Below are 18,008 nucleotides of genomic sequence, written 5' to 3' on the forward strand. Positions count from 1 at the left end.
GCGTGGGGCGGCGACCGGTCAACGGCTGCAGCAACTGGCTGACGAGTTGGCGGAGTCGCGCCGCAGCGTGGAACAGGTGCAGACATTGAGCGTCAGCATCGGTGACATCCTCGCCCTGATCGAGCGCATCACGGAGCAGACCAATCTGCTGGCCCTCAACGCCGCCATCGAGGCGGCCCGCGCCGGCGAACAGGGGCGTGGCTTTGCCGTGGTGGCCGACGAGGTGCGTCAGTTGGCGCACCACACAGCAGACTCCACCACCCGCATCCAGGGGATCATCGACGATCTGCAGCAAAGCACCCGCGGTGCGGTCGCCACCATGCTGCGCTGCCACGACGCCATGGCCCAGAGTCGCACCGACAGCGACGCGGGTTGCGCCACCCTAGCCGAGCTATCCCAGGCGCTGCAGAAGGTGGCCGAGCAGAGCAGCCGTATCGCCAGCGCGACCCTGCAGCAACAGCAGACCAGCGCCGAGATCGCCCGCAACATTACCAACATCGCCCGGATTGCCGACGACAACCAGGGTGCCCTGGCCAAGGTGGCACAGACCAGCGACCAGTTGCAGCAGCTATCGCAGCAGCAACTGTCGCTGACCCGCCGCTTCACCCTGCAGAGCGCCTGATCACACACCACAGAGAGGACCATCCATGTTCAAGAAGACACTGTTGCTGACTACCCTGATCGCCTGCCTCCAGCCCGCGCTGGCCAACGAGGAGGATCCCCTGGCCCGCCCGCTGTTCCTGCGCGGCGAGATGAACAACTGGGAGGCCCCGGCAGACCAGCAACTGGTTACCCAGCAAGGGGACTTGCTGTCGGTCCAGGTGGCCTTGCAGGCCAGTCACGGCGCCTACAAGTTCAAGATTGCCGATGAGAAGTGGAAGGCCGACACCACCTATGGCCAGTTCGACCCCGCCGCCAAGGTCGAGTCGGACAAGCCGGTGGTAGTCAAGGCCGGCTGGCAGTGGAGCGACATGAAGTTCACCCCGCCCAGCGACGGCCAGTATCGCATCACCCTGGATCGCCGCGATCCCCAACACATCCAGGTCACCGTCTCCCCCGCCGGGTGATCCCAGGGCCGCCGCAAGGCGGCCCCAGCCTCCGCCGGGATGGCGCCGCACGGCGACGCCATCCCGGCGCGGGACTGCCTCCCTGTCGCCACCCTACACACATCCAGACAGGAGATAACAACAATGAAGAGACATCTGCTTACCACCCTGCTGCTTGGCGGCGCCCTGCTGTTTCATGGCCAGGGAGAGGCCATGGTCAAGGGAGCTGACGTCAGCTGGCTGACCCAGATGGAGAAAGCCGGGTACAAGTTCTATAACGACGCCGGCCAGCAGCAAGATCTGTTCAAGACCCTGAAAGAGCACGGTATGAACACCATCCGGCTCAGGGTATGGGTCAATCCTGCCGATGGCTGGAACAACATCAGTGACGTCATCGCCAAGGCCAAGCGGGCCAAGGCGGCCGGTTTCGATCTGCTGATTGACTTCCACTACAGCGACAGCTGGGCTGATCCTGGCAAGCAAACCAAACCTGCAGCCTGGCAGAGCTACACCTTTGATCAGCTAATGTCGAACGTATGGTGGCACACCTACAACTCCCTCGTTGCCCTGAAAAACGCAGGAATCACCCCCAAGTGGGTACAAGTGGGCAACGAGACCAACAATGGCATGCTCTGGGAAGAGGGGCGCGCCTCGGTCAACATGAAGAACTTTGCCTGGCTCATTAACAGCGGCTACGACGCTGTCAAGGCGGTCAACAGTAGTACCAAGGTGATCGTCCACTTGGCCAACTGTGAGAACAACACTCTCTATCGCTGGATGTTTGATGGTCTCAAGAACAACGGCGCCAAGTGGGATGTAATTGGTGCCTCCATCTACCCAACACAGAGCGGTAACGGTGACTGGTTTACCCTCAACAACCTCTGCTATGACAATCTATCCGATATGGTGAGTCGATATGACAAAGAGGTGATGATCGTGGAGGTTGGCATGCCTTGGGATGACCCGAAAAACAGCTACGACACCATCGCCGATCTACTCAACAAAATGAAGTGGATCCCTGACAACAAGGGCCTCGGCGTGCTTTATTGGGAACCGCAGAGTTACAAGAACTGGCAGGGTTACAGCCTGGGATTGATGGACAATGGTGGCAAACCCACCTACGCACTGGATGCTTTTCTGTTGCAGTAATTGACCCGTTAAAGCAAAGGCGCAGCCACAATGCTGCGCCTCTTTTTTTCAAAGGAGATCTCCCCTTTCAACATACTGCCTGATGGTTCTTCAGTGGAATGCTCACCTCCCCCCAACCCCATCATTTCACGCAGGTCCGGACTAATCATTTCGAGACGACATTAAAAAAGGAGCCCGGTTGGGCTCCCATGATATTGATGAATCGTTTTTTTACCACCAGGCTTCGGCCTGAACACCAAAGTTCCAAGTGTGGTCATCTTCACCACCGTTGAAGGATTTGCCTTCGCCATCTTTCAAATAGCTGGCGAACACACGGATCTCCGGGCGAGCAAACAAGCTGGGGCCAGCTGACCAGGCTTGAGCCAAGGTATATTTCTGGCCACTCGATTTCTCTTCAGAACCGCTTGTCCAGGTCTTGGTAGTTTCATAAGTACCGGCTTCAACCAGCGTCTTCATGATGTCAGTCCACGCATAACCACCCCGCGCGACGGCGCTGAACAGTTCGGTGTTGTCATGCCATGCTTCAAGTTTCTCACCCTTACCGTAAGTGAAGACATGGTTCACACTGAATTTCTCACCCATGGGAATGTCACCCGTCAAAATTACACGGTATCCCTTGGCATCGTCGGTCAAATGCCAAACATCATACCACCCACCCCCCTGGGAGATCATGTTCTGGGCCAACCCTTTGTCAGCATATTGCAGCACCAACTTCTCGTAGATGCGGCTATCGGCAAAATATTGACTCATCTCTGCCGTCAGCATGACACCATTCTTGGGATCATAGAGATTACCGACCTTCTTCTGTTCATCGGTCGGATTAGGCATCGCATAGCTGACGCCCGCTTCGGTCCAAGCCCCTTCCCAGGGAGCCCAGCCGGCATAGCGCAGGTCCAGGAAGTTGACGTTGAGGTCATTGTTGACAATCGAGTTATCGATATCGTTGCCATCGGACCGGATCCAGGCCAGTGAGAAGGCGCCTGGGCCGGCCTTGAGATTCTCAATACCGGCGCCAGCTCCCGAGATATTCCAGTACTTGGTATCGATGATGTGGAGATCATGACGCTGGTAGAAGCGCTTGCCAGCCCAGACCACCGCATCGGGCGCGGCTGAGAGCAATCCCTTGGCCTTCACATTGAATTGGCGCAGGGCAAAGGTTGCATCGTCCTTACACTCTTTTTGATCGAAGTTACACACTGTGGTGGTACTTTCATAGTCATTAGAGCCATCGCTCTGCATGCTAAACATGCTGTCAACGTAGAAAGTCTTGCCATCCTTGTTGTATACCTCCTGACCAATACCAATTTCGGTATAGGTATCGTTTTCGTTACCCAGGCGGCCGACAACGTTCTGTCGACCAGTTTGCATATCACCATCCTGGGACACACCTACGCCAGAGCGAAAATACCCTGTAAAATCAACAGCATTAGCATTTAATGCTGTCATTGACAGAGCGAGGGCAACGGAAGTCGTCAGTAGCTTCACTTTCATAGTTATTCCTTTATTCCACTGTTGCATTGTTATCCTGATAAACCGCTTACCAGTCCAAAGGGAAAGCGCTTTCACTATCCGAGAGGGATTATAAGAACAACGTCGTAGTGAATGACATGACGAAACTCACACATTTGTAATAATTACACTAATAAATAAGGTGTCCTTCTGGCGGTCATTACGAACCATTAGGTAAGTCATTGATTTTAAATCAATAAAACAAACCAACCAGAGTGTTATCGATTACATAAGGAGTGAGCGGTAGTTCTCAAGCATGGTTGACGTTAAGGGTGATGAAGGTGATGTGCAGAACATGAAGCCTCTCTTGCGGAAGCATCTCCTGGGCACCAGGAGGCTATTTGTTTCGCCAGAGCGTCTAGTTCAGAGGTTTTGAAGAGGAGGACATTGAGGCATTAAAGAGGAAGATGAGACTTTAAAAAGGCAAGGCCCGAGCTGGTAACCTTGCCGTAATCGCTATAGGCCCACAAGCCCAGCACTTGGACTAATCAATGGTGCGAACCGAGTGACGGCGAACCAGTGTCGGGCTAAACATATGCGTCGTCTGGGGCAAAGGCCCCCCCTTTGCCAAAGCAATGGCCAGCTCTGCAGCCTGAGTGGCCATAGCAATGATGGGATAGCGCACCGTTGTCAGACGAGGGCGCAGGTAGCGAGATATCAACACATCATCAAAACCTACCAAAGAGAGGTCTTGAGGTACATCAATCCCGTTATCACTAAGCACTGACAAGGCCCCCGCCGCCATTGAGTCGTTATAGCAAACGACGGCTGTCATCTGTTGCCCCCGACTCAGCAACTCCGTCATTGCTGCCTCCCCCCCCAATTCATCAGGACTACCACGGGAGATCAGACGTTCATCAACCGGAATATTTTGCTCTTGCAGTGCGTCCAAATAACCCTGCAGACGGTCCTGAGAGTCTGATATCTGATGATTTGAGCACAGGAACCCTATCTTCTTGTGCCCTTCCTGGATCAGGTGACGAGTTGCAAGCCAAGAACCATAGCGATCATCCAGCGCAACACAACGGGAATCGAATCCAGGAACAATACGGTTGATAAGCACCATTCCAGGAACATAGCTCATCATCTGGATCAGCTCTTCATCTGGCAGCATTTTGGCATGAACCACCAGGCCAGAGCAGCGATGCCCTATCAACTGCTCTATTACATGCTTCTCTTTGGCTGCGTCGTGGTAGCCATTTCCTATAAGCAGAAAATTCCCCGTAGCTTGTGCCACTTGCTCGACAGCTTTAACCATGGTGCCAAAGAAGGGATCAGACACATCAGCAACGATCAATCCCAAGGTGTCATTGTTCTGATGGGCCAATGCTCTCGCGTTCGCGTTGGGATGGTAGTTGAGTTCATGCATCGCCTTGAAGACTGCGTCTCGTGACGCCTGACTCGCCTTTGGCGAGTGATTGATGACGCGTGAGACGGTGGCGACAGATACGCCTGATAGGAGTGCTACATCTTTGATGGTTGCCATGAATTAGCTTTTCCGGTGAACGGTATAAATAAAAACCAGTGCTGTACTGGGTCAAGATACTACCGACATTTCCAATACCTGACACGGCTTTCATATCAAAAGCGAGAGCATTCTATCAATACGAGCGTCTCGCTGTGTAATCCATTTACATACACCCTTATCCATTCTCATGCTCATCGCGGTGAAAAATGTGACAAAAATCACATCAAATGGAGATGCATCTTCCAGGAGCTTGTTCACAAGCGCAGAATAAGGGAAAGCGATTACACTAAATAAAACCCAATTAAAACTAGCGCCAAGGAGCGAATCATGTTGAAGATACTCGTGACAGGTGGAACTGGTTACATAGGTAGTCATACCTGCTTGCAGCTTATCGCTGCCGGGATGACCCCCATCTTGTTGGACAATCTGGTTAACAGCAAAAAGAGCGTCCTCGAACGTATCCACAGCCTCAGCGGACTGCGCCCCCAGCACTATCACGGTGATGTGCGGGATGCCGACCTGCTGGATCGTGTGTTTGCAGACCAGCAGATAGATGCCGTGATCCATTTCGCAGGCCTCAAGGCCGTAGGGGAATCGGTACAAAAGCCTCTCGAGTACTATGACAACAATGTCAGCGGCACCCTGGTGTTGCTGCAGGCAATGCGACGCGCCGGGGTCAAGACCCTGCTGTTCAGCTCATCTGCCACCGTCTATGGCGAGCCGGAGATCATGCCCATCACCGAGGAGTCGCCCACCTTTCACGCCACCAATCCTTATGGTCAAAGCAAGCTGATGGTGGAGCGCCTCATCAAGGACTTTGCACACTCAGCCCCCGACTGGTCATTGACCCTGTTGCGCTATTTCAATCCGGTGGGCGCCCATCCCAGCGGCCTGATGGGCGAGGATCCCCAGGGCATTCCCAATAACCTGATGCCCTATATTGCCCAGGTGGCAGTGGGCCGCCGTGCCAAACTCGCCATCTTTGGTGATGACTACCCGACACCAGATGGTACCGGTGTGCGGGATTACATTCATGTCATGGATCTAGCCGATGGCCACGTCGCAGCCTTGAAACATGCGCTTGGGCAAGCTGGCGTCCATGTGTACAACCTGGGCACTGGGCATGGCTACAGTGTCCTGGACATTCATGCTGCCTTCTCCAAGGCCTGTGGCCGCGAACTGCCTTATGAGATCGTGCCGCGCCGCGCCGGGGACATAGCACAGTGTTGGGCAGATCCAACACATGCCTATAACGAGCTGGGGTGGAAGGCTTATCGCACGCTTGATGAGATGACGGCTGATACCTGGCGCTGGCAATCCCAAAATCCAAACGGTTACCCCCTTCCATGAATATACAGAACGAGACAGACCTTACTATGCAATTCGAACCGACCGACCACCCTCACCGTCGTTACAACCCATTGATCCAACAGTGGGTTCTCGTTTCTCCCCACAGGGCGAAACGCCCCTGGCAGGGCCAGCAGGATGAACCCGATCGTACCCAGCAATCCCCTCACGATCCGGATTGTTTCCTCTGCGCTGGCAATACTCGCGTCACAGGTGACAAAAATCCGGATTATCCGTCGACCTTCGTTTTTACCAACGACTTTGCGGCACTGATGGTTGATACACCTATGGCCCCAACCAGCGAGGACCCCCTCTTCCAGCTAGAGAGTGCACGCGGCACCAGCAGGGTAATCTGCTTCTCACCGGATCACAGCAAGACCTTGCCCGAGTTGTCTATCCCCTCCCTCACTGCCGTGGTCAACACCTGGTGTGAACAAACCGCAGAGCTGGGGCGCGAATACCGCTGGATCCAAGTATTCGAAAACAAGGGCACCATGATGGGGTGCTCCAATCCCCATCCCCATGGGCAGATATGGGCCAACGACTTCTTGCCCAACGAAGCCGCGCGGGAAGATGTCGCCCAACGGGAGTATTTTGCCAAACATGGTCGAGCCATGTTGCTCGATTATGCGGAACGCGAGCAGGCTGACGGCAGCCGCACCGTAGTGGAAACGGAACACTGGCTGGCAGTAGTGCCTTATTGGGCTGCCTGGCCCTTCGAAACCCTGTTGCTTCCCAAGTTTGCGGTAACACGTCTACCGACACTGACACCGCAGCAGCGTGCAGACCTCGCACTGGCGCTCAAAAAACTGACCAGCCGCTATGACAACCTGTTTCAGTGCTCCTTCCCCTATTCGATGGGATGGCATGGTGCGCCATTCAATGGCGAAGAGAATGATCACTGGCAGTTGCACGCCCACTTCTACCCGCCCCTGCTGCGCTCTGCGAGCGTACGCAAGTTTATGGTGGGCTATGAAATGCTGGCAGAAACACAACGTGACCTGACGGCAGAACAGGCGGCAGAACGCCTGCGTTCCGTCAGCGATATCCATTTTCGTGAACAGGTTTGAGGTTGAGACATGAGTATTGAATCGCCACACAGCGTGACTGAACATACCTTTTACACCCAGTATGGTTATCGCCCGACCCTCGCCATTCAGGCACCTGGGCGTGTTAACCTCATTGGGGAGCACACGGACTATAACGATGGTTTCGTGCTACCCTGCGCTATCGATTATCAGACCGTGATCAGTGCTGCCCCCCGCCAAGACAGTCTGATCAGGGTTATCGCTGCCGACTATCACAACCAACTGGATGAATTTGACTTACGCCACCCCATAGAGGCACGCCCGGAATACCTGTGGGCCAACTATGTGCGAGGCGTCGTCAAATATTTGCTATTGCGAGGCTGTCAACTGACAGGGGCAGACCTGGTAATCAGTGGCAATGTACCTCAGGGAGCAGGCCTGAGCTCTTCCGCCTCTCTGGAAGTGGCAGTAGGACAGATCTTCAAAGAGATGAATCACCTCGACATCAGCCAAGCAGATATCGCCCTGAATGGACAACTGGCGGAAAACAGGTTCGTCGGTTGCAACTGCGGCATCATGGATCAGTTCATCTCTGCTCTGGGTCAGCAAGATCATGCTCTGCTGATCGATTGCCGCAGTCTGGATACCCGTCCTGTGAGCATGCCAGCCGACATTGATGTGGTCATCATCAACTCGAACGTACGCCGGGGCCTGGTGGATAGCGAATACAATACCCGCAGGGCACAGTGTGAAGAGGCCGCACGGCATTTTGGGGTCAAGGCACTGCGTGACCTGACGATGACCCAGTTCACCGAGCGAGCCAACGAACTGGATCCTGTCGTCGCGAAGCGTGCACGCCACGTCATCTCCGAGAATGAACGGACTCTGGCGGCTGCAGAGGCGCTTGCCAGTGAAGACATGGTCATGATGGCCGAATTAATGGCACTGTCACATGCCTCGATGCGTGATGATTTTGCCATCACGGTGCCTGCTATCGACGCCCTGGTCGACATGATCAAAGAGATCATTGGTAGTCGTGGTGGAGTGAGGATGACTGGTGGCGGGTTTGGTGGTTGTGTTGTTGCGCTGGTGCCACGCGGACTGACCCCAGTCGTATGCGAGCAAGTCAACGCCCGCTATCCTCTACTCAGTGGTTTGCAGCCCAGCATCTATATCTGCAAGCCCTCCGCCGGAGCTGGCTCTATCTGACCTTTATTACCATATCAATGTCATGATCAGCGCAAACGACTCACATATATCCACGCTGATTATGACACACTTTGAATCGCCACTGGTTTTGTAAACACCTCGCAGTCCAAACTCTAGGGCAGGATCGTCTACGGGGGCGGGGTCAGTCCAACTCGCTTACGACATAGGTTAGAGCATCTCAGGAGAACGAAAAAATAAAGCACCTCCGTTATGGAGGTGCTTTATATCTCTACAGGCTAGTGTTTTAAAGCCGTGGTGAGTTCATTATTGAACAGCGACAGTGAGTTCGGGATGCCCAAATGCAACGAGCTGCCCGTTAGACCGGCTGAAATATTGGCTCCAGAAGGATTCTAAATTCTGGATCATCTTGCCACTGCGGTAGCCGTTCTTTGCGTCGGTTGGCACGAATGCCGCACCATGCACATAGATTCGCGCACCTTTGAAATCAGCGAGAAGATTCTCCTTCTCGACCTTGGCCAGCTCAACGGAAGGAGATATGTCACGGATACCTTTGGACTGATAGAAGCTGCTAAAGTCGCTGTATTCCAGCATGTCTGACATCAACAAGATGACGTTTTCATTCACCCCTTTGACCGACTGGATGTCCTGACCCACGGCTTTGAGGCTAAACAGGATCTCGCTACGCGGGATGTCGACCGACGACTTACCCATGGTCTGAACGAACCGTTGGCCAAATTGCTTCAACATAACGGACGGTTGGGCCGCGAGACATTGGTCGAGCTTCTTGGCGCTCATCATTGGTACGTCACTAACAGTGTCTTTGTCGAGCCCGCGCTCGAGCTGACCTGCATATTGGAGCTGCATGTAGTGGCCCTCCAAATAGGCAGAAAAGGAGTAGAGACGCAGTTGATCCCCTGGCTGCAAGAAACGCTTGATATTACCCCACGCGGTACGTTGCAGATCAGAGGTGAGCGGGGTGGTTTGATCCACCACCACCGACAACATGCGCCCTGAGGGGGCTGGTGCGAACTGAGCAATTTTGGCTTGCTGATAACAACTGGCTACGTCGTTGCGTTCGCCCGCCATCAGTGCTGCTGGCAGCATCAGCAAGAGTGCAAGAGTGATCCTTGCTTTCATCATGCCTCCGCCTTGTCGAGCATTTGCAAGCGACGAGCTCGTTTCAGATCGTCAACCGGCACGCCCTTCTTGTTTGCGACATAGTCCATGTCGTCCGCATCAAACTGAGTCAGATCGCCCCAAGCATGAGGATTGAAGGCTGCGACCTTTTCACCCACGGATTGCGCTGCTGGCATTTCGATAGGCTGGATTACTTGCGCAACTTCCACCACTGGAGCGGCCACGTCGACAGCTGCTACCGCTTCGACGGAAGGTACAGGCGTGGCGGCAACTGGGGTCGGTTGATAGGCTTGAGCCACAGCTTGTGGCTGCGCCTCATTGGGTCTTGCGCCAAAGACAGCCACCAGTTCATTGAACTCCGCCTTTTGTGCCATCAACGCTGGATTGTTGATCGCGGCGAAACGGGGACCGGCAACATCGGTGATTTCCCAGACTTTCTTGTTGTCCTTAGCATTTAACGCAGTCCGCAAATCCTTGATGGTCTGCGTGACGTAATCGGCAAGCAGTCTGGTGCTCTCAAGACCAAGCGCACGGTTGTGCTTGTTATGTGCCATGATCTCTCGCTCTTCCACATAACGCAGGAAGGTACGGTGATCCTTGTTTTGGCGCAGGTCATCTTTAGTCTTGCCGTTTACCCGGAACACCTTGTCCTGCAAGGACTGCAACTTCGCCAATGAAGATTGAGCATCTTGTGCAATGGCAGCAGATTTGGCTCTGTGGTAGCGGACAAACTCATCAGCACTGTTGTACTCGTGGGTTAGCTCCCAAGCTCGACGTGAGTAGGTGCCAGCAAAACTGTGGCGGAAGGCCAGGTAGGTGGAGGCAAACTGGATAAAACAGAACAAACCAGACAGCACAGCAAAAGTCACCAACGACGCACGGTGCATCGCATCAATTTGGTCTTGTGCAGACTTCTGGCTGCTATTAGTGGACAGCTCGGCCATGTCCGTCGGTAGAGGGAGCTCTTCATCGCCAGCAGCAACCGGGAAATCATCGGCGCTTTGAACGACGGCGGTCGGATTCTCCACCAACATGGCTTCCTGCTGGTTCAGGGTTTCGGTACGAACCCAAAATGCGGCAATGGCCAGCCCAGCGATGAAGATCCCATAGCCGATAATGATCGAGAATCGGCGCTGTGGCTGACCGTGTTTATCGATCGGCACATTGATGCGGTTCAATAATTGCTGGAAGGGCTTAGCGCCATCGTCATTGTAGGTGTCGTCGATAGTGGCGTTGAACGTCTTTGTCATGTCGCCCCCATCACGGATCGACTCGTACGAGAGGATCTTGTTCACTACCCCGTTGCGGTAAAGCTGACGACCGGCAAATTCGGACAGAACCAACGCGATGATAGAGATAACCAAACCAATGAAGAAGGCTCCCACGATGGCCGTGTTAGGAGTCGCCAGGGTCAGGGCAAACGGAGCCAGGGCATAACCAAACGCTGATGCTTCAATCACCATCAGGACGATCATGAGCAGCCAGATACCCAGCCCTTTCTCAGACCTGTCCGCCTCGTCTGCTTTCCCCAGATAATCCAGGTTTCGCTTGAAATTCTCTTCCGAGGGCTGGTGTTCCCCGTAGTAGGTTTCATACGCCCCGCACACCCCTCTCTCACCGGCATTGAAGCCGACAGCATTGGGGTTGTCTGCGGACTTCTCTTCGTTTTTGCCCGGATCTCTGGTCCACGCAGCAATGCGGCCAATCCATGGGAGCCGCAGACGCATTTCCATGTGCCAGTATTTTACTTTTGACCAGTAAACGATAGCGGTCACGCACGCGACCATAATGGCGATCACAAGACTGATGATGTGCCATACACCCAACAGGGTGTGAAAGACGTTTTCAAACATTTGTAGTTCCCTTAGCGGCGCTTGGGCAGGTATTGGGCCACGTAGGCTTCACCCTGCTTTGGATAGTAAATTTCACCCGCAACGGCAGTACCGGCGCGTTTGTCGAAAACGATATCCATGCAGGACACTGGCGAAGAGGTCTGATTGGCAGCGAACACACGATAGAGAACTTGAGTCTCTCCTTCATAGGTGTTGGCCACAGCTTGGATCTTCTCGGTCTGCTTTTTGGATTTCTTGTAGTTGGGGATGAATTGCATGAAAGGTTGCTGGGACACCTTCGCCTCATCACGCAAAATCGCAACCGGCCCCACCGAAGCCACATGACCATTAACGGCAGCAACCCAAGGTTTGCCATTCAAGCCGGGCAAATACTCCTCAGTCGAGTACTCCGCAAGTGGCTGGTCATTCCCAAGGTTTTTCACTTGACCTTCGACCCGAGGCAAATCACCCACACAGGAACTAATCGGCGCACTGGCATAGGCATTACTGATAATGGAGAAGGAAGAGCTCTTTGGCTGAATGCTACCTGTCAGGGGGGAGCTAATATTGGTCACTGGTTGGCCGCCAAAGTCGATGATCCCTTTGCCAACCAGTTTTACAGGGGAAAAGTCATTTGCCGAAGGCTGTTCAGACGGGGCATTCGGAGCGGCTACTGGAGTGGCCGACGTAGTGCCGACGACCGGGCCGGACGGGGTTTTCACGGCGGGATTCTTTGCCGTCGTTTGGGTCACTGGCGCTTTGGTGGCAGGCGATGCCTGCTTAGCGACAGTCCCAGTGCCATGAGCAAGATACTTGGGACTGGCACGGTCTTCCTGCACTCGCTTAACTAGCAGTGCTTCACTTTGCACCTCAACAAACTCGACTCGGCGGTTCTGCGCTCGGCCTTGTTCAGTGTCGTTGCTGGCAATAGGGCGGGAAGAACCAGCCCCCTGGTAGTAGATGTCACTGCGAGACACCCCGGCGGCGGCCAATATCTGGCCCATGGCGCGAGCGCGTTGCTCGGAGAGTTGCTGGTTGAATTGTGCAGAGCCAGCCGAATCGGTGTGGCCGACAACCAACACCTTCTTGCGCTCATTGGCAGGCTTGTTGGCTTCTTGCTCGCGCTTGCTAGCGAACTCTTGCGCCACGCGGGTCATTTTCCGAGCACCTTCCGTGGTGAGGGTCGCAGAGCCCACAGGGAACATCTCGGCATATTCGAGGGATGCCTCCAGGCCAACGGCGGTGGATTCGCTTTGTTTTTTCTGGTCTGCTTGCGCTGCAGCCAACTGCAGTTCGCGCACCTGCATTTTCAGGCCTTCTTCCTTGGCTATTTTCTCCAGCCGGTCAACCCGATTCTTATACCAGAGGCCACCACCACAGCCGACGGCAGCACCAGCGATAGTCCCGATGAGCACCTTGTCGGTGCCGCCCTGGGTGGCACCGATCGCAGCGCCAGCAACAGCCCCCAATAAACCACCACCAATACAGCTGACCCAGCTATCATTTTCGGCCACTTGCTTGTCGATGGTTGCACACCCGGTCACCAACATGGTGATAGCGATAGCCACTGCCGTTGGCTTCGCTTTATGCATCCTAATCATTAACTATCCTTTTAATTGTTATGGTTACCTGAATAGCTAGCTTTTTTGTCAGCGCACCAATTCACCGAAAACCAGTGAACAGCTCTCGGTGTATGACGCGGAGAGACGATTCCATAATGGATTCCGGTGCGTCGGCAATCTCATCGGGGCTAGTCTTATTTTTGTATTGCGCAGACAATTACCGCAGGTCACGTCAGCGCCAATAGACCCAAGAAAAGCAATCGAAAAGTCGTTTGTTTTGTTGCGAATATTGCGGGTGTGTTTCTGCAGAAGCAGGGGCCTGCTTATCCAAATACCTCATCGCCTTACCATTGAGACAAACCTCCGCGATCAAGCGGAGACATCAAATGGTGTCCGACAATTCATGTCGCATCTTATTGTGCCTCATATGAGAATTCAATGCAGCCTTTTACTTAAGTACTTGAAGTCATTCTATATACCCCCAAAAAAGGATCCTTAAGAGACCCAACTCATAATATCCTGCCATAGCAGCTACTGGTGGCGCGTGACCAATCACGCCTGGATACCCCGGCCGAGCGCCGGCGTGCGGAGCACCAAGTGGCTGTTGACGTGCTGCCTGCGGATCTGGCCACCCCTGCGGAGCTGTCAGCCCTTGAAACGCGCTTGCGGCATGACTCTCGCATCGGCATCTTGATTAACAATGCAGACATGGCTCAATCGGGGGGCTTTCTGGATCAATCCGCCGAGGCCATCGAACGGCTGATCACGCTTAACACCATGGCGTTGACGCGGCTCGCCGCAGCAATTGCACCGCGCCTATGCCAGTCCAGCACCGGGGCGATCGTCAATATCGGTTCGGTGGTGGGGTTTGCGCCCGAGTTCGGGATGTCGATCTATGGTGCGACCAAGGCTTTCGTGCTGTTTTTGTCACAAGGATTGGCTCAGGAGCTATCGCCCAAGGGAGTTTATGTGCAGGCCGTACTGCCAGCCTCGACCCGTCCCGAGATTTGGCAGCGAGCCGGCATTGACATCAACAGCCTCCCCGAGGTGATGGACGTGGGTGAGCTAGTGGATGCGGCACTGCTCGGTTTCGACCGACGCGAGTTGGTGGCTATCCCACCGCTACATGTTGCCGCGCGCTATCAGTCTCAACCCTGAGCGTTTCATTCAACCGACCAAACTCGAATGCAACAAGAGGAAATTTCTATGAGCAGCATGTTATTCACTCCCACCCGACTGGGTAGCCTGTCGCTGAAGAACCGAATCGTCATGGCACCACTAACACGCAGTCGCGCCATCGGGAATCAGCCCAACGAACTGATAGAGCAATATTACCGTCAGCGGGCTGATGCTGGATTGATCATTACCGAAGGCACCTCCCCCTCGCCCAACGGCCTGGAGTATCCCCGCATTCCCGGACTGTTCAATGACCAAAAAGTGCAAGGTTGGCAACGAGTGACCGATGGAGTCCATCAGACTGGCGGCAAGATTTTTGTGCAATTAATGCATACCGGGGCCGGTCAGAATAGCCTTACCCTCCCGGTGAAAAGCCCCAAATGTAGCTGTCACTTGGGGCTTGTGAAGTCATGGCTTGCTGGCTGATTTAGACAACAACGCTGGGAGGAACTTATAACACAAGGGAGCACCTTCAAATTCAAGAGCACTGATCTGCAGGTACACCGTTTAATGAGTTAAATTGATTAACTCCTTTTGAATCGCCGTACCAACCCAAAAGCAACCAAAGTAAGCAGTGACAGAGGGCCAGTAGAACCGCCACCACCACCACCATTGTCACCACCACCATTGCCACCGTTATCAGTGTTGACGCCTTGCACTGTGATAGCCACGGGCTTGGTAGTCACGTTTGCGCCAGTACCGCTACGCAGACCGATGGTGAAGCTCTTGGCACCCACGAATGCCAGATCACGGGCGGTCACGCGCACTGTATAGGTCGGATTGCCCGCCGCATCCAGCACAGTTTGGCCAGTAGTCGGATCGAAGCGCACCAGTTGCGAGATCCCATCGTTGTAGTGCTGGCCTACAACGGCGCTGCCCGATTGGCTATACAGCTCTACGGAGAGGCGCTTGTTAGCAGCATCAGTACCGGAGGCAGTGATGGTAACGTCGATGTACGGCTTGTCATTGGTCAGGGTAGTGCTGTCTACTGCCATGGCGAAAGTGCGGTCAGCAACTTCTGCGCTCGGCATGAAGCCAGCACCAGACCCTTTGGCCCATCCGTAGTAAGCACGCAGGTTGCCATCAGGCATTTTCAGAGTGCGAGCAGCATCAGGGCTGTCAGGGTTGTTGTAGAAGTTCTGGAGCAGGTATTTCTCGCTCGGGCCATACGGGTAAATATCGCCTTGGTCGATAGCGGCAGAGCTGCCACCGAACATGTTGTTCTTGCTCAGATCGCCGTAACCACACATCAGACGACCAGCCCAGATGCCACCTTGATCACAGAAACCTTCTGCGCCCGTTTTGTTATAGAGATCCGCAGCACCAAACAGGTGGAATGCTTCGTGAGCGTAAGTGTCGACAGAGGTGTCATAACGGCTGACCCAGAAGTCAGGACCAGCAGAAGCCATCCCATCATACTGGCCATCAGTGCCGCCCTTGGTGGTAATCCACATGTCAGCACCAGAGCTATGCACAGCAAAGGTCAGATCTTGAATGTCTTGCTCGTTGTTGCAGACGCCATCCCAAAGTGGTGGCGCTTTGATGCCGAAATTCGGACCGTAAGAGTCACGGACAGCAATGACTTTCTCATTGAGAAGTACGGTTGCAGGGCCGTAATCGCTTTTGCAAGTTGGGTTCAGGATGGTATCGCTCATAACAAGGATCTGCTTTACCTCGAAGTGCAGATCTACAGGGGTGCCATTGCTGACGATACCTGTGCGCTGGCTAGCGTAATACTCGTCCATGGCCGATACGCGCTGGTGAATGGTGTTGAACACCTTCTCCGCACCATCCTTATCAACAATGGATTTGGGTACCATGACGTTGACATCAATGGTAGTAGCGGCTATTGCCGCATTACTTGCAACCAAGGTCACAGCCATCAGGAACATCCTTGACATCATTAACTCCCCCAGAATTGATATTTTCATTTGAGAACGACAGATAACATCCAAATACCTCTTTAACACAAGGTATTTTATATTTTCCGCAAGGAAATTTTCTAATTTTTAAAACTATGCACAGGGCATTGTTACCCAAATCGATGCGGCTTGAGTGGAATGAACTGAAGGAGCGGTGACCCGATCACCACCATCCCCTTCAAGTCTTCATCATGGGCAAGGCGCTTCAGTCGCTGGTTGGTAGAAACAATGATGTCGCGGTTCAAACAGTTGATGGAGGGCATAGGGTCGGTAGGTAGGAGAAGTAACGCCGTATCTGAGCGCGATAAACAAACTGAACACCTTTGGTTTGCCAGTAAGAAAGCCCCGCGTGTCACGGCCATCTGGGTCTGGGTAAATCAGGCTAATTTAGGCAACTACGCCACATCTCCGTACAAAGCTACGACCATTAAAATACCATCCTCAATACAGGTTAACGACAAGGCTTGCTTGATGGCATATAAAGGGAAATTGCCATATTATGGCAATTTTTATCGGAGATTTCTCCAAGTTTTGGCATGCCTATGCCTTTGATTTAATCATGTACACAAAACCTACTTATTAAAAAGTAGAGCTTTAAAAAACAATCGGTTAGGTTAATTAAACCACTATATCAATGTCAAAAACTCGTGCCAAAATATGGCAATTAACATTTGGCTCTGCCATATTTTGGCAGACACTCCCACATCTCCCCTTACTGAACCAGCTTGCCACACAGATAACTCAAAAAGTTCATTAAAATATGAACGTTCAGTGACTAAAAATGCAATATTAACCACTTCCATACTCATCTCAGCATCTTGTCCAAAGATAGTACAATGGGATACCATTAATTATAACCAGGCACCCTTGAAAGGCCCCAAGCGAATCCAGCTCGAGTGCGTGCCTTGTTATGCATACTATATAGCCTTCAATGCTATCTTATAGATTCCCAAGAATTATATCTTTTCATCCTGACTTTAATTTACATTTCACTATAAATATGTATTCCAGGGTGATTAATAACCATAAGAGAACCACATTGAATAACATTAAGCTGTTGCTCACATGAATTTATTTATGAAAACCTGATGGATAACCACTTTATTTAACTGCCAGATTAACGCTGGCAGTAGGTATAAAATACAACTGGTTAGCAAATGTAAATTCAACCTTTCTTTTTATCTTTAATTAAAAATATAAAGAAAAAATAATCTTACCACACACAATAAATACAGAGCTCATCAATATTGCATTCCCGTGAACTCATTATCCAGACCTGTTAAACCTAGCGAACTCTTGCGTAAACAGGCCTAAAGGTGGTGAACACAGACTGCATAGATCTAGGGAAGGTGCGAATAAGTCCGTGATATGAGATCTTGATGTTCATCCGGAGCTGCACTCCAGGGGGCATCATGAGTCATCAACTCACCTTCGGCGACAGTGAATTCAGTAGTAAGCGTCTCCAGACCCGAAAAGATATTTTCCTCTCCCACATGGACCAATTGCTGCCGTGGCAAAACATGATGGATGTCATCGAGCCGGTTTACCCCAAAGCTGGTAATGGTCGTCGACCCTATCCGCTGGAAACCATATTACGTATTCACTGTATACAGCATTGGCACAACCTGAGCGATGGCGCGATGGAAGATGCTCTGTACGAAA

At 52.9% G+C, this 18,008-nt stretch carries 16 protein-coding genes; 9 read left to right on the forward strand and 7 right to left on the reverse strand.

The features are described 5' to 3' along the window. From AACR77_RS04350 to AACR77_RS04360, 3 genes are all read left to right on the forward strand, one after another. Positions 1-622, forward strand: a 622-nt coding sequence (locus AACR77_RS04350; protein WP_042877980.1) for a methyl-accepting chemotaxis protein, incomplete at its 5' end; no start/stop codon positions are given. Between the two features lie 25 nt (positions 623-647). Continuing rightward, positions 648-1,067: a hypothetical protein gene (locus AACR77_RS04355; RefSeq protein ID WP_041212954.1), complete on the forward strand. Its 420-nt coding sequence runs from the start codon at positions 648-650 to the stop codon at positions 1,065-1,067. 123 nt (positions 1,068-1,190) lie between these two features. Further along, positions 1,191-2,195, forward strand: a complete 1,005-nt coding sequence (locus tag AACR77_RS04360) for a glycoside hydrolase family 53 protein (protein ID WP_042863742.1) — start codon at positions 1,191-1,193, stop codon at positions 2,193-2,195. 210 nt (positions 2,196-2,405) lie between these two features. Here AACR77_RS04360 and AACR77_RS04365 read toward each other — a convergent pair whose 3' ends face one another. Then, positions 2,406-3,692 carry a maltoporin gene (locus AACR77_RS04365; RefSeq protein ID WP_081999277.1) on the reverse strand — a complete coding sequence of 429 codons (1,287 nt, stop codon included), beginning with the start codon at positions 3,690-3,692 and terminating at the stop codon, positions 2,406-2,408. 496 nt (positions 3,693-4,188) lie between these two features. Then, the gene (galR, locus tag AACR77_RS04370) at positions 4,189-5,190 is read right to left on the reverse strand and encodes an HTH-type transcriptional regulator GalR (RefSeq protein ID WP_042877982.1); all 1,002 of its coding nucleotides are present in this window, start codon (positions 5,188-5,190) and stop codon (positions 4,189-4,191) included. Positions 5,191-5,502: 312 nt separating this feature from the next. Between galR and galE the strand changes: the two genes are divergently transcribed. Genes galE through galK form a run of 3 tightly spaced genes read left to right on the forward strand, consistent with a single transcriptional unit; the run spans position 5,503 to position 8,756 of the window. Continuing rightward, entirely contained in the window at positions 5,503-6,522 is a 1,020-nt protein-coding gene (galE, locus tag AACR77_RS04375) for a UDP-glucose 4-epimerase GalE (protein WP_042865276.1), read from the forward strand. A gap of 26 nt (positions 6,523-6,548) precedes the next feature. Continuing rightward, positions 6,549-7,589, forward strand: coding sequence for a galactose-1-phosphate uridylyltransferase (gene galT, locus AACR77_RS04380; RefSeq protein WP_042865275.1), 1,041 nt, complete (start codon positions 6,549-6,551; stop codon positions 7,587-7,589). Between the two features lie 9 nt (positions 7,590-7,598). Continuing rightward, positions 7,599-8,756, forward strand: coding sequence for a galactokinase (galK, locus tag AACR77_RS04385; protein ID WP_042877984.1), 1,158 nt, complete (start codon positions 7,599-7,601; stop codon positions 8,754-8,756). A gap of 264 nt (positions 8,757-9,020) precedes the next feature. Here the strand turns inward: galK and AACR77_RS04390 are convergent, their stop codons facing one another. The 3 genes from AACR77_RS04390 to AACR77_RS04400 are packed head-to-tail and all read right to left on the reverse strand — an operon-like array spanning position 9,021 to position 13,278. Further along, the gene (locus AACR77_RS04390; RefSeq protein WP_103254851.1) at positions 9,021-9,857 is read right to left on the reverse strand and encodes a hypothetical protein; all 837 of its coding nucleotides are present in this window, start codon (positions 9,855-9,857) and stop codon (positions 9,021-9,023) included. Then, entirely contained in the window at positions 9,854-11,707 is a 1,854-nt protein-coding gene (locus AACR77_RS04395; protein ID WP_042863739.1) for a hypothetical protein, read from the reverse strand. Before AACR77_RS04395 ends, AACR77_RS04390 begins: the two co-directional genes overlap by 4 nt. A gap of 11 nt (positions 11,708-11,718) precedes the next feature. After that, complete coding sequence (locus AACR77_RS04400; protein WP_042865273.1) at positions 11,719-13,278, reverse strand: OmpA family protein; 1,560 nt, start codon at positions 13,276-13,278, stop codon at positions 11,719-11,721. 507 nt (positions 13,279-13,785) lie between these two features. Here AACR77_RS04400 and AACR77_RS04405 point away from each other — a divergent pair. Both AACR77_RS04405 and AACR77_RS04410 read left to right on the forward strand, forming a co-directional pair. After that, on the forward strand, positions 13,786-14,406 hold the full coding sequence (locus tag AACR77_RS04405; RefSeq protein ID WP_231563065.1) for an SDR family NAD(P)-dependent oxidoreductase: 621 nt from the start codon (positions 13,786-13,788) through the stop codon (positions 14,404-14,406). A 48-nt stretch (positions 14,407-14,454) separates the two neighbouring features. Continuing rightward, positions 14,455-14,850 (forward strand): oxidoreductase, encoded by a 396-nt coding sequence (locus AACR77_RS04410; protein ID WP_042863738.1) that lies wholly within the window; start codon positions 14,455-14,457, stop codon positions 14,848-14,850. Positions 14,851-14,948: 98 nt separating this feature from the next. Here AACR77_RS04410 and AACR77_RS04415 read toward each other — a convergent pair whose 3' ends face one another. Both AACR77_RS04415 and AACR77_RS04420 read right to left on the reverse strand, forming a co-directional pair. After that, on the reverse strand, positions 14,949-16,307 hold the full coding sequence (locus AACR77_RS04415; protein ID WP_162513468.1) for an SVAGG family GlyGly-CTERM protein: 1,359 nt from the start codon (positions 16,305-16,307) through the stop codon (positions 14,949-14,951). A 665-nt stretch (positions 16,308-16,972) separates the two neighbouring features. Next, positions 16,973-17,155, reverse strand: coding sequence for a hypothetical protein (locus AACR77_RS04420; RefSeq protein WP_139739418.1), 183 nt, complete (start codon positions 17,153-17,155; stop codon positions 16,973-16,975). A gap of 603 nt (positions 17,156-17,758) precedes the next feature. Between AACR77_RS04420 and AACR77_RS04425 the strand changes: the two genes are divergently transcribed. Then, positions 17,759-18,008: transposase (locus tag AACR77_RS04425; protein WP_197055464.1), on the forward strand; the 250-nt coding region annotated here is incomplete at its 3' end.

The sequence above is a fragment of the Aeromonas sp. ZOR0002 genome, from assembly GCF_963866995.1.
Classification (GTDB): Bacteria; Pseudomonadota; Gammaproteobacteria; order Enterobacterales; family Aeromonadaceae; genus Aeromonas; species Aeromonas caviae.